The 21,646-nt window shown below is 50.5% G+C and carries 15 protein-coding genes; 10 read left to right on the top strand and 5 right to left on the bottom strand.

What is annotated here, in order from left to right:
• Window positions 1–125 precede the first annotated feature (125 nt).
• The 6 genes from DS731_RS16765 to DS731_RS16740 all read left to right on the top strand — a co-directional run bounded on the left by DS731_RS16765 (window position 126) and on the right by DS731_RS16740 (window position 7,885).
• On the top strand, window positions 126–1,463 hold the full coding sequence (locus DS731_RS16765) for an MFS transporter (RefSeq protein ID WP_181013634.1): 1,338 nt from the start codon (window positions 126–128) through the stop codon (window positions 1,461–1,463).
• A 23-nt stretch (window positions 1,464–1,486) separates the two neighbouring features.
• Window positions 1,487–2,887, top strand: a complete 1,401-nt coding sequence (locus tag DS731_RS16760) for an aldehyde dehydrogenase (protein WP_202980667.1) — start codon at window positions 1,487–1,489, stop codon at window positions 2,885–2,887.
• Between the two features lie 47 nt (window positions 2,888–2,934).
• Window positions 2,935–3,771: a p-hydroxycinnamoyl CoA hydratase/lyase gene (locus DS731_RS16755; protein WP_232373398.1), complete on the top strand. Its 837-nt coding sequence runs from the start codon at window positions 2,935–2,937 to the stop codon at window positions 3,769–3,771.
• A 14-nt stretch (window positions 3,772–3,785) separates the two neighbouring features.
• Window positions 3,786–5,270 (top strand): AMP-binding protein, encoded by a 1,485-nt coding sequence (locus DS731_RS16750; RefSeq protein WP_119502408.1) that lies wholly within the window; start codon window positions 3,786–3,788, stop codon window positions 5,268–5,270.
• Between the two features lie 80 nt (window positions 5,271–5,350).
• Complete coding sequence (locus tag DS731_RS16745; protein ID WP_119502407.1) at window positions 5,351–6,670, top strand: mechanosensitive ion channel family protein; 1,320 nt, start codon at window positions 5,351–5,353, stop codon at window positions 6,668–6,670.
• 18 nt (window positions 6,671–6,688) lie between these two features.
• Window positions 6,689–7,885, top strand: coding sequence for an MFS transporter (locus tag DS731_RS16740; RefSeq protein ID WP_119502406.1), 1,197 nt, complete (start codon window positions 6,689–6,691; stop codon window positions 7,883–7,885).
• 40 nt (window positions 7,886–7,925) lie between these two features.
• Here the strand turns inward: DS731_RS16740 and DS731_RS16735 are convergent, their stop codons facing one another.
• Entirely contained in the window at window positions 7,926–8,981 is a 1,056-nt protein-coding gene (locus DS731_RS16735; protein WP_119502405.1) for a LacI family DNA-binding transcriptional regulator, read from the bottom strand.
• Window positions 8,982–9,685: 704 nt separating this feature from the next.
• Here DS731_RS16735 and DS731_RS16730 point away from each other — a divergent pair.
• The 3 genes from DS731_RS16730 to DS731_RS16720 all read left to right on the top strand — a co-directional run bounded on the left by DS731_RS16730 (window position 9,686) and on the right by DS731_RS16720 (window position 15,199).
• Window positions 9,686–12,595, top strand: a complete 2,910-nt coding sequence (locus tag DS731_RS16730; RefSeq protein ID WP_161599170.1) for a TonB-dependent receptor — start codon at window positions 9,686–9,688, stop codon at window positions 12,593–12,595.
• A 100-nt stretch (window positions 12,596–12,695) separates the two neighbouring features.
• Window positions 12,696–14,309, top strand: coding sequence for a glucoamylase family protein (locus tag DS731_RS16725; protein WP_119502403.1), 1,614 nt, complete (start codon window positions 12,696–12,698; stop codon window positions 14,307–14,309).
• Between the two features lie 11 nt (window positions 14,310–14,320).
• Window positions 14,321–15,199: a prolyl oligopeptidase family serine peptidase gene (locus DS731_RS16720; protein ID WP_119502402.1), complete on the top strand. Its 879-nt coding sequence runs from the start codon at window positions 14,321–14,323 to the stop codon at window positions 15,197–15,199.
• Between the two features lie 66 nt (window positions 15,200–15,265).
• On the opposite strand, the gene DS731_RS16715 is transcribed toward DS731_RS16720, so the two are convergent.
• Both DS731_RS16715 and DS731_RS16710 read right to left on the bottom strand, forming a co-directional pair.
• On the bottom strand, window positions 15,266–16,777 hold the full coding sequence (locus DS731_RS16715; RefSeq protein WP_119502401.1) for an acetyl-CoA hydrolase/transferase family protein: 1,512 nt from the start codon (window positions 16,775–16,777) through the stop codon (window positions 15,266–15,268).
• 242 nt (window positions 16,778–17,019) lie between these two features.
• Window positions 17,020–17,868: an alpha/beta fold hydrolase gene (locus DS731_RS16710; protein WP_232373397.1), complete on the bottom strand. Its 849-nt coding sequence runs from the start codon at window positions 17,866–17,868 to the stop codon at window positions 17,020–17,022.
• Between the two features lie 387 nt (window positions 17,869–18,255).
• Between DS731_RS16710 and DS731_RS16705 the strand changes: the two genes are divergently transcribed.
• A complete protein-coding gene (locus DS731_RS16705) occupies window positions 18,256–18,909 on the top strand; it encodes an SDR family oxidoreductase (RefSeq protein WP_119502399.1) in 654 nt (217 codons plus the stop codon).
• Between the two features lie 86 nt (window positions 18,910–18,995).
• On the opposite strand, the gene DS731_RS16700 is transcribed toward DS731_RS16705, so the two are convergent.
• A complete protein-coding gene (locus DS731_RS16700; protein WP_232373396.1) occupies window positions 18,996–19,922 on the bottom strand; it encodes a sugar phosphate isomerase/epimerase family protein in 927 nt (308 codons plus the stop codon).
• Window positions 19,919–21,646 (bottom strand): GMC oxidoreductase, encoded by a 1,728-nt coding sequence (locus tag DS731_RS16695; RefSeq protein ID WP_119502398.1) that lies wholly within the window; start codon window positions 21,644–21,646, stop codon window positions 19,919–19,921. The genes DS731_RS16700 and DS731_RS16695 overlap by 4 nt, the downstream gene beginning before the upstream one ends.

Raw genomic sequence — 21,646 nt, 5'->3', positions numbered from 1 at the left:
ATTAGTCACTTTATGCCATTCTCAGAATGTGTTTAATTGTTAATATCATGTTTAACGATTACACAAGTCATTTACGCCTGACGCCTTATTTTCTTGTTGCGTAAGTGACTTAGAGGATGGTCACTATGTCTTTAACCGCAATTCTTGATGATTCCAAACTAAGCCCTGTGCAGTGGGTGGCAATTGTCATTTGTATCTCCCTTAATGCGCTGGATGGCTTTGATGTTTTGGCTATCAGCTTTGCTTCGCCAGGAATTGCCGCTGAGTGGGGGATTAACCGTGCCGAACTGGGTGTGGTGCTGGCCATGGAGCTGGTGGGGATGGCCTTCGGTTCTATTTTCCTTGGCGGCGTTGCCGATAAATTTGGCCGCAAACCCACAATTCAGTTTTGTCTCGTACTGATGACCGCTGGCATGTTCGGTGCGGCGTTCGTCGATAGCGTAATGACACTGTTGATCATCCGCTTCATCACCGGTTTGGGAATTGGCGGTATGCTGGCTTCTACGAACGCCATGGTATCGGAATTTGCGAATAAGAAAAGCCGCAACCTTTGCGTCATTATCATGGCCACCGGCTATCCCATCGGCGCAGTGCTTGGCGGCAGTATTGCGTCAATGTTGCTGGAAACCCACACCTGGCGTGCCGTATTTATTTTCGGCGGCAGCATTACCGGTTTGTTTATGCTGGTGGTGGCGTTCTGGCTGCCTGAATCTTTGCTGTACATGGTTAACCATCCGAAAGAAAACACGCTGGACAAGGTCAATCACATGCTCGCGCGTATGAAAAAGCCTCTGCTGGATGCGCTGCCAGCGCCAGCAGTATCAGCCAAAAAGTCCAGTTACAGCACACTGTTTTCGCCTGAAATGCGCAAGCTCACGCTGCTGTTAATGGTAGCGTACTTTGCACAAATCATGACGTTCTATTTCATTCTCAAGTGGATCCCGAAAATTGTGGTGGACATGGGCTTTGGTGCTGCACAGGCCGGTCAGGTGCTGGTGTGGGCAAACCTGGGCGGTGCCGTGGGGGCCATTTTACTGGGACTGCTTACCAGCAAACTGAATTTGCGCCTCACCATGATTCCGGTACTTATTCTGGCTTTCGTGATGGTGTCGGTATTCGGCATTGGCTACAGCGACTTAGGTACGCTGGCGCTGGTCTCCGCAGCCACAGGATTTTTCACTAATGCCGGTGTTGTCGGGCTTTATGGACTGATGGCACAGGCCTTCCCGGCGAACGTGCGGGCAAGCGGCACGGGCGTGGTCATTGGCATCGGTCGTGGTGGCGCAGCATTGAGCCCGGTGGTTGCCGGACTACTTTTCACTAATGGTGTCAGCCTGCAGGGTGTGGCCATTGCCATGGGCACCGGCGCGCTGGTAGCCACACTGGCGATATATTTCTTAAACAACAAACAGGGCGGACGGGGAACAGCAACGCATTCTTCTTTGTCTGCCGTCACAAAATAACCAATCCACCGGAAAACGGAGTGATGATGAACTTTACCCGCTTAAACCCGCTCACCGGCGAAGTTGCCAGTGAGGCACCGGCAATGAAAGGTGCACAAATGCAGGCTGTTGCAGAACAAGCACAGCAAGGCTTTGAAATCTGGTCTGGTTTTGGCCCTAACCAGCGCCGTGCCATCCTGTCTCAGGCAGCTATTGCCCTTGAAGGTAAGAAAGACGACTTCGTTAAAGCCATGATGGAAGAAACCGGCGCCACTGCAGGCTGGGCCATGTTCAACCTGATGCTGGCAACTTCCATGCTGCGTGAAGCCGCCTCACTGACTACACAAATCAGCGGTGAAGTTATCCCTTCTGACAAACCGGGCTGTGTTGCCATGGCTCAGCGTGTTCCGGTAGGTGTCATTTTGGGAATTGCTCCCTGGAATGCGCCAATTATTCTGGGCGTACGCGCCATTTCAACTGCACTTGCCTGCGGCAATGCGGTGATCTTAAAAGCATCGGAAGTGTGCCCGCGCACTCACTCGCTGATTATCGAAGCGCTGGCGGAAGCCGGATTCCCTGAAAATACAGTGAATATCGTCACCAATGCGCCGGAAGATGCCGCTGATGTTGTGGGCGCGCTGATTGATGCCAAACCGGTAAAACGCATTAACTTCACCGGTTCAACCGCCGTGGGCCGCATTATCGCAAAACGGGCAGCAGAACATCTGAAGCCCTGCTTGCTGGAGCTGGGTGGTAAAGCCCCTATGCTGGTACTGGACGATGCTGATCTTGACGAAGCGGTAAAAGCGGCCTCCTTCGGTGCGTTCATGAATCAGGGTCAGATCTGTATGTCTACCGAGCGCCTGGTTGTAGTGGATGCGGTGGCTGATGCCTTTGCCGACAAGCTGGCAGCGAAGGTCTCAACCATGAAAACCGGCGATCCCCGTGAAGGCAACACTCCGTTGGGTGCGGTAATTGATCAGAAAACTGTTGAAAAGGTTAACGGGCTGATTGACGACGCGGTCAGCAAAGGTGCTGTGATCCTTACCGGCGGTAAAGCGACATCGGTACTGATGCCGGCCACGGTGCTGGATAAAGTCACCGCTGACATGGCGATTTACAGTGAAGAAAGCTTCGGCCCGGTGGTGGCGATGATCCGTGCAAAAGACGAAGCGGATGCAGTGCGAATTGCCAACGATTCTGAGTACGGACTGAGTGCGGCGGTATTCACCCGCGATTCAGCACGGGGCATGAAAGTCGCCAGAAAAATTCAATCCGGTATTTGCCACGTGAATGGCCCTACCGTGCATGACGAAGCGCAAATGCCCTTCGGCGGTGTGGGTGCCTCCGGTTACGGACGCTTTGGCGGCAAAGCCGGTATCGATCAGTTTACAGAACTGCGCTGGATCACTGTGGAAACTGAACCCGGCCACTATCCCATTTAAATTTTTTTAAAAGCATTGAATTTTATCGTTTTGAGTAAGGAATGATTGTGAGTACAGATAATCAGGAAGCAAACACCGTAGCGGTGACAATCGAAAACGGGGTGGCGTGGGTTGCCCTGAACCGTCCGGAAAAACGCAATTGCATGAATCCGGCGCTGAACCGCCAAATGATGCGGGTACTGGATGAGCTGGAGTACAGCGACGATGTAGCCGTGCTGGTACTGACCGGGGAAGGCACTTCCTGGAGTGCAGGCATGGACTTAAAAGAATATTTCCGTGAAAACGAAGCGAAAGGCCTGGGCGCAACTCGCAGAGCGCAGTCAGAAGCTTACGGCTGGTGGCGCCGTCTGCGCTGGTACCACAAGCCAACGGTTGCCATGATCAATGGCTGGTGTTTTGGCGGCGCGTACGGTCCGTTATTCGGATGTGATCTCGCTTTTGCGGCCGAAGAAGCCACATTCGGTTTAAGTGAAATTAACTGGGGTATTTTGCCGGGCGGCGGTGCCAGTAAGGTCGTGGCTGATTTGCTGCCACTGCGTAAAGCCATGTACCACGCCATGATGGGGGAAAACATCGACGGTAAAACTGCGGCAGAGTGGGGACTGGTTAACGAAGCGGTACCGCTGAGTGAGCTGAAATCCCGTGTTCAGGCGGTTTGTGATGTGCTGAAAGGCAAAAATCCGGTCGCCCTGAAAGCCACAAAAGATGCCATCCGCCGCGTGAAAGAAATGACTTACGACAATGCGGAAGACTATCTGGTACGTGCTCAGGAAGCAGCAAACAGCTTCGATAACGATGGCCGCAAAGAAGGCATCAAGCAGTTTATTGATGACAAGACCTATAAACCAGGTCTGGGTGCATACGATAAGAGTCAGCAGAAGTAAGCGGAGTGAGCAGCATGGATTTTCTCTCTTTTCAGGCCCGTCTGCGTCCCGGTGACGAAGCGGTGTACGACATTACCTCGCAGCGTCGCTGGACATATGAGGCGTGGGACGGTTTCGTTTCCCGCCTGGTGACCTGGTTATCACAACAAGGTGTGCATAAGGGTGACAGGCTGGTTTGTCTGGCGAGAAATTCTGCTGAAACCGTGGCGCTGCATCTGGCTTGCGGACGGGCAGGGGTATTATTTGTGCCTCTGAACTGGCGTTTGTCTCAGGAAGAACTGATGCAATTACTGGATGATTGCGAGCCTTCGCTGGTATGTGGCGATAAAGAGGCTGATCGTGCCGGTTTACCCTATGTGGCGCTTTCCGCACTGCCTGATCTGGTCAGCGAACTTACGCCTTCTGCTACCAGTAATGAGAACGCAGCCGCGCCTTCGCTTATCCTGTACACGTCAGGCACAACAGGATTACCTAAAGGTATTGTTCACACCGAAGAAACCATCATGGAAACCACGCAGAATATGGCGCTGCTGGGACATGTGGACGAACACAGTACCTTTTTGTGCGAGACTCCCATGTTCCATGTCATCGGCCTGATTTCCTGTGTGCGTCCTGCGCTTTACTTCGGTGGGCGGCTAATCATTTCTGACGGATTCGAGCCGGTACGTACCTTTGACCGCTTGTGTGATCCGGATTTGACGGTCAGTCATTATTTCTGTGTACCTCAAATGGCCAATGCCCTTCGTCAACTGGCACATTTTGATGCGTCAAAAATGACGGGACTAAAAGCGTTGCTGACAGGTGGTGCACCGCATCCGGAAGTACAGATCAAAGCATGGTTAAATGACGGCATCCCCATCGTGGACGGGTATGGTATGAGTGAAGCCGGCACTGTGCTCGGGATGAGTTTTGATATGCGTATTATCGATCAGAAAGCCGGGTACGTGGGCTTACCTACACACCGTATCGATGTGCGGCTGACCGGACCGGGTAATCAGCCGGTAGCATTTGGTGAAGCCGGTGAAATACAGATCAAAGGGGCGAACCTGTTTGTGGATGTCTGGAAGAACCACCGTGCTTATGAACGCAGTTTCACACCTGACGGCTGGTTTCAGACCGGTGATATTGGCGTAAGCGACGAGGACGGCTATATCCGCATTGTGGATCGCATCAAAGATATGTTCATCTCCGGCGGCGAGAATGTGTATCCCGCTGAAGTTGAGGCTGTGGCACTGCGGTTCCCGCAAATACTGGAATGTGCGCTGATTGGCGTACCGGATGAAAAGTGGGGAGAATCCGGATGTTTGTTTGTGGTTCCCTCGGTGAGTCATGAGTCTTTCGATAAGGAAGGCTTATTACGGGAAATGGAAAAAGGGCTGGCCCGCTATAAATTGCCCAAACATGTCCGGTTGCTGGACGCATTACCCCGTACCGGTGCCGGAAAGGTCAGAAAGAACATCCTTAAATCAGAACTCAGTGCACTGGTCGCAGAACATTGAAATAATATATGGAAAAGCTTTACCCCACCGGTAAATGACGATACAACAAGCCCGTTAAAAATCCTCAAACAGGTTACTTGATGGAAAATTTTGTTGCAGAGTTACAAAGTCAGTTTCAGCACGTACAGGAAGCGGTGGTAAGCCCCGGTTTCCTGTATCAGGTTGCTGCGTTGCTGGCGATTTATTTGGTGGGATGGCTGGTATCAAGGAAGATCCGCAGTTTGTTTGTGCTGACACGGCAGGAGCCGAAAGAAGGCGCACATTCACTGCAAATGTTTGTGTATCGTCTCGGCGGTACATTATTCCCTATTATTACTATCACCTTACTGAAACTGACTTCGGTACTGGGCAAACAATATCAGCTGGATGCATGGCTGCTGGAAATCGCAGTGGTTATCGCTGTGCTGATCTTCATTCATTCCTGCATCCGTGAATTTGTCTCCAATAAAGGGATAGCGGCGTTCCTGCGCTGGGTGGGGATCCCCATCGTTTTCCTTCATCTGATTGACGTGCTGCCTAAAGTTATCGGCGCCCTGCAAACGGTTTCTTTCAGCGTGGGTAACGTTGATGTTTCTGCCTACGGTATCGCCCGTGTGCTTATTTTCGGTATTTTACTGTTCTGGCTTGGCCGTGCTTCAAACTCCATGGGCAAGGATATTATCCGCAACCATAAGAAGCTGGATGTCACCACTAAGGAAGTGTTTGCCAAGCTGTTCGAAGTGGCGCTGTTCTGCGTTATCTTCCTGTTGCTGCTTAATATCATGGGAATTAACCTGACTGCGCTGGCCGTATTCGGTGGTGCTGTGGGTGTGGGTCTTGGTCTCGGTTTGCAGTCCATCGCGTCCAACTTTATCTCCGGTATTATTATCCTGCTCGACCGTTCTTTAACTGTCGGTGACTACGTTGAACTGGACGACGGCAGCAAAGGATTTGTCCGTGAATTTAAAATGCGTTATGCGGTACTGGAGACTTACGACGGTAAAGATATCCTGGTGCCTAACGAGAAGTTCATCAACTCCTTACTGGTAAACTGGACACACAAAGATTCCAAACAACGTTACCGGATTGATTTCTCTGTTGCTTACAGAACGGATATCCGCTCCATGGTTGAAATCATTAAAGATGCCGTGAGTGAACATCCTCAGGTGATCAGCGGCGATGACGTGGAAATTGAATACCGGCCGGATTGTGAAATCGACAGCTTTGGTGACTCCGGCGTAAACATGTTCGTTGAGTTCTGGATGGAAGGTGTGGATGACGGTCAGAACCGTGTGGGCGGCGACTTGCTGCTGATGGTATTTGAAACCCTCCGCGAACACGATATTGAGATCCCGTTCCCGCAGCGTGAAGTGCGGGTTATCAACGAAGACGCTATTAAACTCAGTAACACTACCCCGTAGCACTGAGTCTGAACAAGGATGTTTACCAGCAGAAACCCCGAACCGGCCGTGCCTTACTGGCGGCTGTCCGGGGTTTATTTTTTTGTCTGTGCGGTACTCGGTACCATGCTGCCTTACTGGATGCTGTTTATGGAGTCGCTGGGCTACAGCGCCTGGCAGACCGGACAGCTCACCGCACTGCAGATGGTAACAACCCTCATTGCTCCCTACGTGTGGGGCGAGGTGTGTGACCGCGCATCCTCACGTCTGCGTGTTATCCGTGCCGGAAATTTAGCAGCAGCGCTGATTTTTTTGTGTGTGTTTGCCTTTTTTGAACATTACTGGGCGCTGGTTCTGGCAGTATGTGCCAGTGCGTTCTGCTGGCAGGGGCTGAATGCCCAGTTCGAAATTATCACGCTGAATCACCTGGGAAAAGATCCTCACCGTTACGGCAGAATCAGGCTGTGGGGGTCTTTCGGTTTCTTAAGCGCTGTCTGGCTGACCGGACAGATCATCAATCTTTATTCTGTGGCATTGTTGCCTTACATTGTCGCCGGCTTGCTGTTCACATTGTGGTTGATGACGCTGGTCAACCGCGACCAGCCGGTAAAGGAACAAAAGGACGGCAATCAGGCACGGCCTGGAGGGATCTGGCAAAACCCGGTGCTGTGGTTGTTGCTGGTAGTGTTCTTTATGGTGAACTTCAGTCATGGCAGCTATTACGGCTATTACAGTCTGTTCCTCAAGCAGGAAGGTATCAGTGCGGCCGTTACCGGCAATCTGTGGACTGTCGCCGTCGCGTCTGAATTACTGATGTTTGCCGCTATGCCCTGGTTTATGCGCCGCTTCAGTTTGCGGTTCATTTTGCTGGTGAGCCTGTTTCTGACAGCCTTTCGCTGGTTGGGAACAGGGATGCAGGCAGGCAATGTTGCAGAGCTCACTTTATTGCAGTTACTCCACGGCGTCTCTTTCAGTGCGGTTCATACGGTGGCGGTGCTGCTGTTCAAACAATGCGTGCACCCTGCCCATGAAGGTAAAGCGCAGGCATTGTATTGTGCGGTATGTATCGGTGGCGGACAGGCTGCGGGCGTTGCTGCCGGCGGACAAATCTGGGCCATATCTCCGGTAGCCAGTTTCTATTTCAGTGCCGCTGTCGCGGCCGGTGCCGCGGTAATTGCAATACTGTTTCTCACGGCAAACCGCCTTGGACTGGCAGGTAAAGACCAGCAGGTGTAAGTTGCTTTGCACAACCGGCCAGGCGCAGACAGCAATGAATTCAGGGTTGCGGTACAGGACCGGTACTTTTTCTCACTATCAGCTTATGGGGCAGAATATTCATCAGTTCTGCCGGCCTGTTCCCGTCAATTAAATCCAGCAGAATATGAGCAATCTTTTCGCCAATTTCTTCCATTGGCTGGGCAATAGTCGTAAGCGGCGGCGCGCAGTATTCACCTAAAGCAATACCGTCCACACTGATAATCGAAACATCGTCGGGTATGCAATATTCCAGTTCCCGCAGAGCATGCATTGCGCCGATGGCGGCGAGATCTCCGAAGCAGAAAATGGCGGTAGGCCGGTTGCGCTGCTGCATCAGACGGTGTACGCCTTCGACTCCTGACTGGCTGGAAAAATCACCGTGGTACAGCAGGCGCCCGTCAACCGGAATGCCGGCCTGCTTCATCGCATCACGAAAGCCGGTTTCTCTCAAACGGGAACTGTTAATAGAATCAGGGCCGGCTATGATCCCGATCTGACGGTGACCCAGCCGGAGTAAGTGTTCCGTGGCTTCTACGCCGATACGGTAATTGTCTACGCCTACCTTAGGGATCCCGTCAATTTCAGTAAATTCAGATGCGTTAACCAACGGAGGAAGTTGTTCTTCAACGGGCAATGACGGGTCTATGTCGAAGGGGATACGGCTGGAATTCGTGATGATGCCGTCCACCTGACGGGTCTTCACCATACCTGCAAAGGTTTTTTCCAGTACCGGGTTGTCCTGCGTATCGTTCAGGATCACTGAATAACCCCGCCGGTGAGCAACGTTCTCGATACTGCGGATAACCGGAGAAAAATAGGGATTGGTAATATCCGGCAGCATAATAGCGATATTGCGCGACTTTCCCTGACGCAATCCGGCAGCCAGTTTGTTCGGCGTGTAACCCATTTCCGAGACGACGGCGAGCACCTTATTACGGGTGGCTTCACTTACACGCTCAGGTGTGTTTAACGCCCGTGACACGGTCGCTTTACAGACGCCGGCCTTGCTGGCGATATCACTCATTGCAAGTTCTTTATGGCCACTTTTCGACAGGGCCGGCAAACGTTTATTCATGAGCCTGATCCTCTTTGTTCTGCGAGTTGTCGGGATAAGGAAAAACCGGTTGATACTGAGCTTTTGTGTATTTCAGCACGTAATAATTTTCAGTGAGTTTGGCAGTTCCGGACAGTAAAGGCAATAAAAGTGATGGAAATCGGTTTCATTGTTTGTCTCTTTATTTTTTAAGTTAATAAAAATCAATAGTTTGTTTTAAATTCTCAGATTTATCCCACCATAATAAGATTCCCGCACTCTCCGGCAATGTTTAGTGCCCGCCTGTCTTCTCCTTCCAACCTGCCGGTTTTTTGAACCTCTCTAATACATCATCCGTATTAACATTTTTATAAAAGTAATACTTCTCTAAGTTTATGTATTTTAATGTTTAAGTCAGGTTTTCAGGATATTTTAGTGAACCTTATTTGTTAATTTTTTGTATTTGACTTTAGAATGAAGGCTAATGTAGATTTGGATCCCAGACGCCGGATCGTATTCTTTTTACCTGGTATTTATTGGATCTATCCGGCGTTTTATTGGTTTGTTGATGAAATCGGTTTCCATAGGGTGGTAGTTGTGCAATCAGGGAAAGCGTATCGACAGTGACATGACCAGGCTGAGCAAAAAAAGGACAGAGATCCTCCGCTCAGTGAGCGTTACCGGCAACAGGTCACAACAGATGGAGCGTGGATATGAAGCCGGCCACTATTTTATGGAGAGACACAATGAATAAGACACCACACTGGCTGAAGCGCAGCGCCCTGACTATTGCCATCGCTTCAGCGGGGATCAGCAGTTTTCCGGCACTGGCACAGATTGAAGGAGCCACCCTGCGGGGGAAAGTAGAGAGCACCACAAAATCATTGGCCGGCAAGAAGGTCATGGCCCGTGATACCAAACGGGGATATGTCAGTGAAACCACCACCCGTGAAGATGGTTCCTACGTGTTTGTTGGTCTGAAACCCGGTACTTATCAGGTTATCGTGGACGGTGATGTTGAAGAAATCACTCTTCGCGTAGGGCAGACAGCGCGACTGAATTTTGATGTGGCAGCCAGCGGAGATGACAATATGGAAGTCATTACGGTGTCCGGTACCCGCATTGAGGCATTCTCCGGAGGAGAAATCGGCACCAATATCACCCCTGAAATGATGATGCGCCTGCCACAGAATAACCGTAACTTTCTGGCCTTTGCCGATCTGGCGCCGGGCGTGCAGGTAAATACCTCCTCCGACGGCAGCGTGAGTTTGCGGGGCGGGGCTCAGCATCAGCGCAGTGTTAACGTGTTTCTTGATGGTGTGAGCCAGAAAGATTATGTCCTTAAAGGCGGTGTCACGGGTCAGGACTCCAGCCGTGGAAATCCGTTCCCGCAAAGTGCCATTGGCGAATACAAGGTGATTACGCAAAACTACAAAGCCGAGTATGACCAGGTAGGCAGTACAGCCATTACTGCCGTCACCCGTTCGGGTACCAACGAATTTGAAGGTGATTTCTTTGTCGACTACACCGATGAAGGACTCCGTGAGGCTGAACCAAACGAAACGCAGGGGAAAACCCGCTCACTCATCCGTCACGCCGGTGCAACCTTTGCCGGCCCCATTATCAGAGATCAGCTGCACTTTTTAGCATCTTACGAGAAGAAAACCATTGCCCAGCCTCAGGATGTGATCGGTGGAGAAGGGGTTAACTTTGTCACTTTGCCTGATGAATACGCATCTCAGATAGGCCGTTTTGCTTCTGATTTTGAGGAAGATCTTTTTTTCGGCAAAATTGACTGGATGATCAATGCTGACCAGGCGCTGGAATTGTCCGTGAAATTACGGGATGAAAGTGATGTATCCGGATTTGGCGGCGCCAATGCCTATGAATACGGTGTGGACCGCGAGGTAAAAGATCACCGTTATCACATGAAATATACCTACACAGCCGATGCCTGGCAGGCCGAATTCCGGCTGACTTATGAAGATGCTGCCTGGAATCCCCGTGCTTTCACTGATGAGCCCGGCATGCGTTTAGTAACCGCAGCGCAGCAGTCGATCATCAATGTAGGCGGCGGGCAGGACTATCAGGAAAAAGGTCAGAAAGGGTGGGGGATCCAAAACGATTTCACCTGGCTTGATCTGGACTGGCACGGTTATCACGTGATTAAAGCCGGCTTTAAATACAAAGACATCGAATTACGCACCATACAGCAACAGCCAATTAATCCGCAGTATTACTACAACGTTGAATTCAATGGTCAGGGCAATTTCGACATCGTGCAGCCCTATCGCGTGCAGTGGGGGATCCCGGCAGACGATTCCGTGGGCGGTGCTGTAGAAGCGAAAAACCGTCAGTTCGGTATTTATATTCAGGATGACTGGGAAGTCACTGACAGGTTAACGCTGAATATCGGGATCCGCTGGGATTACGAAGAAACCCCGAGCTACAAAGACTATCAGACGCCGGATGAATTAGTCGATGCCTTACGGGGTTGGGAGAACATTCAGAACGCCAATTTTGATATTGAAAATTACATCAGTACCGGCAGCGAGAGAGAATACTTCACCGGTGCATGGCAGCCCCGTCTCGGTTTCAGTTATGTGATGGACGAAGACCGTAACCATATGCTGTTCGGTGGCTATGGCCGTTCCTATGATCGTAATCAGTTCGATTTTATGCAACTGGAACAAAGCTCCGGTTCGTTTGCTACGGCGGAATACTTCTTTCAGGGAGACAGAGCTAATCAGTGTGATGCTTCATCGTCAAATTGTGTGGCATGGGACCCTGTTTATCTCACGCAGGCTGGGCTGGATTCTTTAATCAGCAGCACTGAGGTGAGGGGCAGCCGTCATCTCTTGCCCAACGATTTAAAGATGCCATACTCCGATCAAATGAGTCTGGGTGTACGCAGTGTGTTCGGTGACTGGAACTCAGAAATCAGTATTGCCAGAACGGTGAGTAAAAATGGCTTTAACTGGCTGCTGGGCAACCGCTTGCCAGACGGCGAATTTTTTCAACCAGGCACTAACTGGGGCTCGCCCTGGGGATACGGTATTCCGGGCTGGGGCAGTTTGATCATCGGAACTAACGACGGCGAAACCCGCGCGAATAACCTCTACTTTAAACTGAACCGTTCTCATAAAGACGGCTGGGGCGTGAACATCGCTTACACCTTTACTGATGCGGAAGAAAACCGTGTTTACAGTGAAGTCTATGCTTTTGACTATGAATCAGTTAGCGATTACGGCTGGAACAAGTCTGTTGGCGTACCTGATCACCGGGTTGTGCTTACCGGCTCTTACGACTTACCCTGGAATGTGGCGCTCACTGCCAAATACACCTGGTCTTCTGAAACTATTTATCAATACACCCTGTGTGATGAAAATGACCAGTGTGCTTTCCGCCGGGCAGAGCCACCGGCCAGTGACTATTCACGCTTTGATCTGGCATTGAGTAAAGACTTCCCGACAGATTACATCAGTGAAAACTCCGTCGCCTGGATTCGTTTTGATGTACAGAACCTGTTTAACGAAAATAACTACAACACGTTCTATCTGAATCCTGATGAAAGTAACTTCCAGCAGCCAAATATGACTGCGGCAACTAACGGCGGAAAACGTCAGTTGAAGCTGTCAGCAGGCTGGCGCTTCTGACGTTCCAACCCGGACATCATATATTTTAATCCAAAACGGGGCAGCATGACTGCCCCGGCTTTATCAATAAAAACATGACCTTAATCAGAGGCCAGACAGCATGAACAGTAAACGCTTTTCCGGCGCAATCTTCGCCATTATCACTTTATTTAATCTGCCCGTATTCGCTGCCGGATGGCAGATAACCGGTTACGACAGTCACGTAGAACTGAACTGGGAATCATTGCATGAAGAAGGTACCCGCTATCGTGTTCAGGTAACGCAGGACGGCAAGAACTGGCACACGCGACTGGAAACGAACAGTGCATTTGCCATGGATTTTGTCCGTGATCTGGGCACTAATCTGACCTTGCAATACCGGCTTATGGAAGTAAACGGCGATACAGAAACAGAACTGGCAACAGGAGAAGCCAAAACCCGCGATTTTACCGATGATGAGCTGCTGGATATGGTGCAGCGCTATACTTTCCGCTATTTCTGGGACCATGCTGAACCTTCCAGTGGCATGGCGCGGGAACGTATTCCCTTCATGGACCAGGACGGTGACATCGTGACAACCGGCGGTACAGGGTTTGGTATTGCCGCAATCATCACTGCTGCGGAACGGGGTTGGGTAAACCGCAAGGCAGCTGTGGCGAGACTGAACAAAATGACAGACCATCTGGAACAGTTCGAGCGCTTCAAGGGCATGTGGGCACACTGGTATACCGCAGATGATTTGAATGCTTTTAACTTCAGTAAATACGATGATGGCGGCGATATTGTTGAATCCGCATTTATGATGCAGGGTCTGCTGACTGCCCGTCAGTATTTCAACGGCGAAGATAAAGAAGAGCAGCGTTTACGCAACCGCATTACTGCATTGTGGGAAGACATGGACTGGGAATGGTATACACAGGGCAAAGATATTCTGTACTGGCACTGGTCGAAAAATTACGGCTGGAAAATGAATCACCCTATCAAAGGCTACAATGAGGCGCTGATTGTCTACATTCTTGCTGCGTCATCCCCGACTAATGCTATTTCCGCTGAACCTTACCACGAAGGCTGGGGGGGCTGGGAAGTCAAAGAATTCAGAAACTATTCAACCTATTATGGCATGACCTTACCGCTGGGTAATAAAGTGAACATGGGCGGTCCTTTGTTCTTTGCTCATTACAGCTTCATGGGGCTGGATCCAAGAGGCTTGCGGGATCGCTACACGAATTACTGGGAGCAAAACAAACGCCATACGCTGATAAACCGCGCGTACTGTATTGATAATCCCTTTGGCTGGCAGGGCTATGGTGAAGATCTCTGGGGGCTGACAGCCGGTGATATGGTGCCGGTGGGTTATACGGCACACGCACCGGGCGCCGAACGGGATCACGGCACTATTGCGCCAACGGCCGCCTTATCCTCTATGCCGTATACACCGGCTGAATCGATGAAAGTATTGAAAAACCTTTACCGTAACCATGGCCGCCACATGTTTGGCCGGATGGGTTTTTTCGACGGCATTAATTTGAGTGTGTCTGACAATCCGGAAACCCAGGTAAGAAACACTTATCTGGCTATCGACCAGGGACCCATTGTCGGCATGATAGAAAACTACCGGACAGCTTTGTTGTGGAACACCTTTATGAAGGATAAAGATGTTCAGCGGGGACTGAAAAAGCTGGGATTCACTATCGACCATAAAGTACAGTCGAACATTCAGTCCATTGGACACTAACAGGGAAAAAGATGATGGGAAGATTGGCTAAGTTTTCAATCAATGCTGTAGCATTGAGTGTTCTGCTGGTAGGGTGTACCACTCACAATACGCCTGTTGTTCAGGCGCCAAAAAAACCTGCGGCAGAGAATGTGAGTACACAGGAATCCGCCGCCGTGGAAGTCTGGCGACAGTATTATGAAGCCAATGTGTTTGACAGCGGAAGCACAAAAACACCTTATCAGATGATGTTGCCGGAACAATTTGATCCGCAGAAAACCTATCCGGTAGTGCTTTTTCTGCATGGTGCCGGTGAGCGTGGCAGCGACAATCAGGCACAGTTGAACAACGGTGGTAAATTGTTTGCAGAGCACCGCAGCGACTTTCCCGCCATCGTTATTTTCCCTCAGGCGCCTGCAGAAGATTACTGGGCCGCCGCCATCGCTGACCGCAGTCAGTTACCCTTCAGTTTTGACTATCCGTATACCGGCGAAAATGACGTGCCGGCCACAGACGCGCTGAAAGGCGTCATGGCAATAACGGACTGGTTGTCAGAGCAGCCTTTCGTGGGTACATCCCGCATGTATTTGATGGGATTGTCTATGGGGGGCATGGGCAGCTATGAGCTGTTAGCCAGAAAGCCCGACACCTTCGCTGCCGCAGTGATTATTTGTGGCGGTGCAAACGCTGAACTTGCCGGCAATATCCGTTCTGATCTTCCCGTCTGGGCATTCCATGGCGATGTGGATCAGGTGGTGATCCCCGAATATAACATTCGCATGGTGGAAGGGCTGAAGGCTCAGGGTAATCCGGTTAAATTCACCACCTACCCGGACGTGAATCATAACAGCTGGGATCCGGCTCTGGCAGAACCCGGACTACTGCCATGGTTGTTTTCACAGAAGAAATAAAATGCCGGGGTGTCCGGCTCAACATCCGCCGGTGATCAGGTCAATCACCGGCTTTCTCAGGTATATCTACATTTTACCAAACTGTTCGTAGTTCTCATGCCAGCTAAGGGCTTCGCCGAGAATATGAGGGGTATGCATACCGCGGGCGCTGGCACAGGCTCTTTCGAAATAGTCGTGCAGTCTGTCGCGATAGTCCGGATGGGCACATTTATCGATGATGACTTTTGCCCGCTGACGGGGTGACAGTCCCCGTAAATCAGCCAGACCCTGCTCGGTAACGATGACTTTAACATCGTGTTCGGTGTGATCCACATGAGACACCATAGGCACGATAGAGGATATTGCGCCGTTTTTAGCGGTGGACGGGGTGACAAAAATAGACAGGTAACCGTTGCGGGCGAAATCGCCTGAGCCACCAATTCCATTCATCATTCTGGTGCCCATCACATGGGTGGAATTCACATTCCCGTAGATATCTGCTTCCAGTAAGCCGTTCATGGCAATGACGCCCAGACGGCGGGCGATCTCAGGGTGATTACTGATATCCTGCTGACGGAGAATGATTTTCTCGCGGTAAAAATCCATGTTTTTATTCAGCTCGTCCAGCGCTGTGGGGCTGAGTGAAAATGCTGTGGCCGAGGCTACTGATAACGTACCGGACTTGAGCATTTTTAGCATGCCGTCCTGAATCACTTCCGTGTACGCTGTCAGGTTTTTATAGCCGCCGGTATCCAGGCCTTCCAGCACGGCATTGGGAATGTTGCCCACGCCTGATTGCAATGGCAGCAGTTCTTTGGGTAAGCGGCCTTTCTGAATTTCAAAGCGGAAAAAATCGAGAATATGGTCAGCAATCTGTCTTGAGCAGGCGTCCGGCGGCGTAAACGGACTGTTCCTGTCAGGGGCAGAGGTTTCTACGATGGCAAGGAGCTTCTCCGGAGGAATAGTGAAATACGCATCACCGATACGGTCATCGGCTTTAGTCAACATGATAGGCTTACGGTTTGGCGGTAGGGCGGTGCCGTAATAAATATCATGCATGCCTTCCAGTTTAAGGCTTTGTCCGCTGTTCACTTCCAGAATGATCTTGTCAGCCTGTTCAATCCAGGTTTTGTTGTTGCCAATTGAAGATGAAGGCACTAACCGGCCATCCTCATGAATAGCCGTCACTTCAATAACCGCAATGTCCAGTTTGCCCAGAAAGCCTGACCAGGCGTACTGGGAAACTTCAGATAAGTGAATATCGATGTAATGCATCTGACCATTATTGATTTGCTTGCGGCAAACAGGGTCGGACTGGAAAGGCAGGCGCATGTTAATTCCGTCCACGGCTGCCAGCGCACCATCAAGCTCAGGCGCCGTTGAGGCACCGGTCCACAAATTGATTTGGAAATGATTGCCCGCCTGACGTTGTGCTTCTGCACGTTTAGCCAGGGCACCCGGCAGGGCTTTGGGGTAACCGGCGCCGGTAAAACCGCTCATACCTACTGTGTCACCGTCATTGATGAATGCAGCAGCCTGTTCAGCACTCATCACTTTATTTTTTAATTGCGGACACAAAATTCTGGATTCAGAAAACATGATCACTCCGATAAATCGCTTTTCAAAAAAGATTCCAATGCGATGGTAAAAAGAAGATGGGAAGCAGCAATTGAACAAGAAAGCCCGCTGCTAAAAAATACAGCAATGACTTTACATCGAATTAACGGGAACGGAATAAGACGTCAGTTGTATACGGTGCAATTTTACCAACAAAAACCGGTTTCAGGCCTTTGCTGGCAAGGGTTTGTGAAGCTAAGCTGTAAGGCGATTTCACCCCCTCTTTAAGGTGACGTCTTCTGATGCAGAGCGGCCGAAAAAGCGGTGGTGAAGCGGTCAAAATCTTCAATGTGCGGAAGATGACCCAGCCCGGACAACCCGATGACATTAATGTTGCCATTGCGGGCTTTTACCTCGTCACCAAGTTTGTCATACCGGCCCAGTTGCCGCTCAACGCCGGGGCGAATATTGGCTGCGCCGGGCGCGGTTCTGTCCCGTGTACCCAGTATCATGGAAACCGGCATACTGAAATGGTCAAACTCTTCAATCACCGGCTGGGTAAAAATCATATCGTAAGTGAGTGTACTTACCTGCGCCAGTTGCGGCCAGTCCGGGCCGTTGATCCAGCCTTGCAGGAATGCAGCGTGACTGGCGAATTCATCATTCCATTTTCCGTCGTAATAATGTTTCTTCTGATAGCTGACTATCATATCCGGTGTTTTATTCAGTTCGTTTTCCATCACCTTGCCGGGATCTGTGTAACGCTCATACAGCAGATAGTTTTCCAGTCCGATGGGGTTAATCAGCACCAGTTGTCTGGTCTCATCCGGATAGAGCAACGCAAAACGGGAGGCAAGCATACCGCCCATGGAGTGGCCGGTGATAATACTGTGGTCTATTTTCAATGCGCTCATCAGCGCCCGGGTGTTGGCAGCCAGTGCCGCAAAGCTGTATTGATAGTTAACGGGTTTGGACGATTTGCCAAACCCGACCTGGTCGGGGATCAACACACCGTAGCCTTGCTGATGGAGGAATTCAGCGGTTTGCTGCCAGTATGTGCCGTTGAAATTCTTCCCGTGAAGCAATGTAATCACTGGCATTTCTTTATCAGGTGGCAAATACATGTAAGCCATTTCTAATTTCTGCCCCTGTGACTCAAAAGAAAAAATGTTCACGGGAAAAGGGTAGGAGAGTGTTGAAAGACGTTTGTCATAAGACGGCAATTCAGCCGCATATGACAATGAATGGATGCACAAAAGCAAGCATATTAACAGCGTGCGACGCATAAACCGCTCCGTGTAAGGGATCAAAATGACGTATGTACCAGTTTGTACTTTATTCCCGCCAACCTGATTCAGAATATCGACGGGCCGCGGAAAATCTACGTTGCACCGCACCGGTTGATCTTGCCTCACTCCGCTGAGTACCAATCTTGTACTTATGATTTTTTTGCCCTTCTTCCAAACGGGCAAGCCTGAGCGACATTACGCCGGGCGACAATCTGAAAGAGGAGTAAAAACATGGCAAACGTATTTATTGTCGGTGCCGCAGGTAAAGTGGGTTCGCGTTTAGTGAAGCGGTTAAGTGACAACGACCATCAGGTCACGGCCATGCACCGGAAGCCGGAACAAAGCGACAGCCTGACCGGGCTGGGAGGGAAACCCTGTCTTCTCAGTATCACAGATGCCAGCGTCGACAGCTTAGCCACAGCAATGAAAGGCGCTGATACCGTGGTGTTCTCCGCCGGTGCCGGTGGTGCCAGTGTGGAGTTAACGAATGCCGTTGACGGTGAGGGACTGGAAAAATCGGTAGACGCCGCGCAGGCTGCCGGTGTGAAACGTTTCATTCTTGTTTCGGCATTCCCGGATGCCGGCCGGGGCAAACATATATCAGAAACCTTTGAAAACTACATGCGGGTGAAGCGTCTGGCAGATGTGTATCTGGCACAGAGCAAGCTGGACTGGGTCATCCTCCGGCCGGGCACGCTTACGCTGGAAGAGGGAACGGGAAAGGTAAATGCCGGGCTCGCCATTAAATATGGTGATATTTCAAGGGATGATGTGGCTGAAACGCTGCTGGCTATTATCGAAAATGAGGGGATCAGCCGTAAAATTATCGAGCTGACTGAAGGCGAAACCCCCGTCAGGGAAGCCATCGCGTCGGTTCCGGCCTGATTATGGATACTAAGTAAAAAATCATGCTGGCTCTCTGCACCTGCGCAGCAATGCACAGGTGCAGGGAATACAGCATCAGCGCTTAATTATTCTGCAATGATAGCGTCGAAGCCGGCTTTAGAGGCGGCTACAGCGTCCATAGGAGAAAGTCCGTCAGGATAGACTTCCTGCTCAATGACAATCCATTCAGCACCACCATCTAAAACTGTCGCACGGTAAATCGCAGACCAGCTTATATCGTCTTTGCCGATAATGGGTAGTAAGTCACTGTCTTCCGGCACATCAGATTTAAAGTGAGTGGTTAATGTTCTGCCGGGATAGCGACGAACGAAAGCAATTGGGTCTTTGTCAGCGTGTACGGTCCAGCCCACATCCTGCTGCAAAATGACTGACTCAGGCGTATGACTGGCAATATAGTCGAAATAGCTGGTATCGCCGTAATCTGCCCATTCCTGAGCATGGTTATGAAAACCAACCTGCATGCCATAAGGTGCCAGCGCTTCAGATAAAGCAGTAAGTTCCGCAGCGAATGCTTTAACGTCATCACCGTTAAATGCGCGGTCATCCCAGGGAATGATCAGAGCATCAATACCCAGCGCCTGATAAAACTCAACGGTGTCTTCCAGGTTATCCGTTAACTGCGGAGTTTGTACGTGTGCGCCGCTGGCCGTTAAACCAATGGAAGACAGATACGCTTTCAAACCGGCAGGGTCTTCTGCGTAGGGGCCGAAATCGCCGGCGAATTCAACGCCGTCAAAGCCAAGAGCTGCAAGCTTTTCCAGCGTTCCTTTAAAGTCGTCTTTCAATGCGTCTTTCACCGACCACAGTTGCACGCTGATTTGCGGAGCAACAAAAGCTTGTTCTGTCTCCGGGGCTGCTACCTGTGCAGCCGGTTCAGATGCAGTTTGCGTGTTCTGAGCGGGTTGTTCACTGCAACCACCCAGCAATGCTGTTGCGCCAAGGCCAATAGCCAGTGCTACTGGAGAGAGTCGCTTCATTGTTTTAGTCATCATAGTCGTCCTGATTTGAATTCTTTTACTGCGTAATCAACTGCTCTGGCAGTAATTGCCATAAAGGTTAACGAGGGATTTCCCACGCCAGTAGAACAGAAACTGGCACCGTCTGTCACAAATAAATTCGGTACGTCATGAGCCTGGTTATAGCCGTTTAAAATGGAATCTTTCGGATCCCGGCCCATTCTGGCTGTTCCCACTTCGTGAATAGCCAGACCCGGCGGCTGACCCAGAATACGCTGTTCAATATTATTGAAGCATGCTTTTTCCATCATCGAAGAGGCCACTTCCAGTGCACTTTGCATCATGGCGTTTTCGTTATCTGACCACTTGCAGTTGATATTTAACTGAGGAATGCCCCATTTGTCTTTTTTGGTACTGTGCAGCGCCACCTGATTATCGTGACGGGGAAGCATTTCTCCTTGCGCCTGCAGGCCAATTCCCCAGCCGCCGGGATTGTGTAACAGTGATTTAAACGACTTCCCAAAGCCATCCATACTGCCCATCGACTGCCAGTCGGCACGGGATGCACTGCCGGCTAATGCATAACCCCGTTTGAAGTCTTTATGGTAGCGGCCGGGTTCATAATGGAAGTTAGGAATATACAGCGATGCCGGTCTGCGGCCGGAATAATATTCTTCCTCATAGCCGTCAATGCTGGCGGTCACCAGTGCATTGTAATTGTGGTCCATCAGATAATGGCCAAGTACGCCGGAGCTGTTAGCAATACCGTTGGGGAATTGTTTCGATGTGCTGTTCAGCATGATCTGAGTGGTCCCCAGAGTGGAAGCACATAAGAACACTACTTTGGCGTAATATTCCCGCTGTTTCAGGGTATCGTTGTCGATAACACGTACACCCTTCACGCGATTGGTTTTCTCATCATAGATGAGGCTTTCCACCACGCTGTTTGGCGCAATGTACAGATTACCTGTTTTGGCTGCAGCGGGCAGGGTAGCGCTTTGTGTTGAGAAGTAAGCACCCAGCGAGCAGCCCTTCTGACATTCGTTTCTGGCCATGCACTGTGCACGGCCCATTTCCAGATGGATTTTCTGCGGCTTTGTTAAATGGGCGCAGCGGCTGATGATGACCGGTTTATCCGGCTCGGCTTCCGCCATTTTTGCGGTGAAATCCAGCTCTGGCTTTGTCATTTCAAACGGCGGTAAAAATACGCTGTCAGGCAATTGCGGCAGGTTGGCCGCAGCCCCGCTGATCCCCACGAACTTTTCTACATACTCATACCAGGGCGCTAAATCTTTGTAGCGGATGGGCCAGTCATTGCCGTGGCCGTCTTTCTTATTTGCTTCAAAGTCGAAGGCACTCATACGGTATGACTGACGGTGCCAGAGTAACGATTTACCCCCCAGCTGATTAGCTCTGATCCAGCTGAAATCCGTCCCTTCCTCTGTACTGTAAGGATAATCTTTATCGTTACCAAAGAAGTGTTTTGTCCCGTCATGGAAGGCGTAACACTGCTTTTGAATTTTGTATTGCTCATCAGTAAGTTCTTTTGCCACCTTTGTACGGTTGGCATATTCCCAGGGCGGTACGGCTTCTGAGATATAGTCTTTGCGGTGTTCAACAACACGGCCACGCTCTATCATAAGCGTTTTCATGCCTTTTTCGGTCAGCTCTTTCGCCGCCCAGCCTCCGGTAACGCCTGAACCAATTACGATGGCATCATAAACTTCTGAAGATTCATCTATATACATTTCTTTGTTCAT

It is taken from the genome of Alteromonas sp. RKMC-009, assembly GCF_003584565.2.
Lineage (GTDB): Bacteria > Pseudomonadota > Gammaproteobacteria > Enterobacterales > Alteromonadaceae > Alteromonas.
The sequence above is the reverse complement of the archived record's forward strand: the minus strand, read 5'-3'. Positions and strand labels throughout refer to the sequence as shown.

What these genes read in the sequence shown, in the direction of transcription:
- DS731_RS16745 (WP_119502407.1), top strand. Translation starts at nt 5,351, where the DNA reads ATGGAAAATTTTGTTGCAGAGTTACAAAGTCAGTTTCAGCACGTACAG.
- DS731_RS16735 (WP_119502405.1), bottom strand. Translation starts at nt 8,981, where the DNA reads ATGAATAAACGTTTGCCGGCCCTGTCGAAAAGTGGCCATAAAGAACTT.
- DS731_RS16765 (WP_181013634.1), top strand. Translation starts at nt 126, where the DNA reads ATGTCTTTAACCGCAATTCTTGATGATTCCAAACTAAGCCCTGTGCAG.
- DS731_RS16700 (WP_232373396.1), bottom strand. Translation starts at nt 19,922, where the DNA reads ATGATGACTAAAACAATGAAGCGACTCTCTCCAGTAGCACTGGCTATT.
- DS731_RS16710 (WP_232373397.1), bottom strand. Translation starts at nt 17,868, where the DNA reads ATGGCTTACATGTATTTGCCACCTGATAAAGAAATGCCAGTGATTACA.
- DS731_RS16720 (WP_119502402.1), top strand. Translation starts at nt 14,321, where the DNA reads ATGATGGGAAGATTGGCTAAGTTTTCAATCAATGCTGTAGCATTGAGT.
- DS731_RS16695 (WP_119502398.1), bottom strand. Translation starts at nt 21,646, where the DNA reads ATGAACAAAGAAATGTATATAGATGAATCTTCAGAAGTTTATGATGCC.
- DS731_RS16715 (WP_119502401.1), bottom strand. Translation starts at nt 16,777, where the DNA reads ATGTTTTCTGAATCCAGAATTTTGTGTCCGCAATTAAAAAATAAAGTG.
- DS731_RS16740 (WP_119502406.1), top strand. Translation starts at nt 6,689, where the DNA reads ATGTTTACCAGCAGAAACCCCGAACCGGCCGTGCCTTACTGGCGGCTG.
- DS731_RS16725 (WP_119502403.1), top strand. Translation starts at nt 12,696, where the DNA reads ATGAACAGTAAACGCTTTTCCGGCGCAATCTTCGCCATTATCACTTTA.
- DS731_RS16760 (WP_202980667.1), top strand. Translation starts at nt 1,487, where the DNA reads ATGATGAACTTTACCCGCTTAAACCCGCTCACCGGCGAAGTTGCCAGT.
- DS731_RS16730 (WP_161599170.1), top strand. Translation starts at nt 9,686, where the DNA reads ATGAATAAGACACCACACTGGCTGAAGCGCAGCGCCCTGACTATTGCC.
- DS731_RS16705 (WP_119502399.1), top strand. Translation starts at nt 18,256, where the DNA reads ATGGCAAACGTATTTATTGTCGGTGCCGCAGGTAAAGTGGGTTCGCGT.
- DS731_RS16750 (WP_119502408.1), top strand. Translation starts at nt 3,786, where the DNA reads ATGGATTTTCTCTCTTTTCAGGCCCGTCTGCGTCCCGGTGACGAAGCG.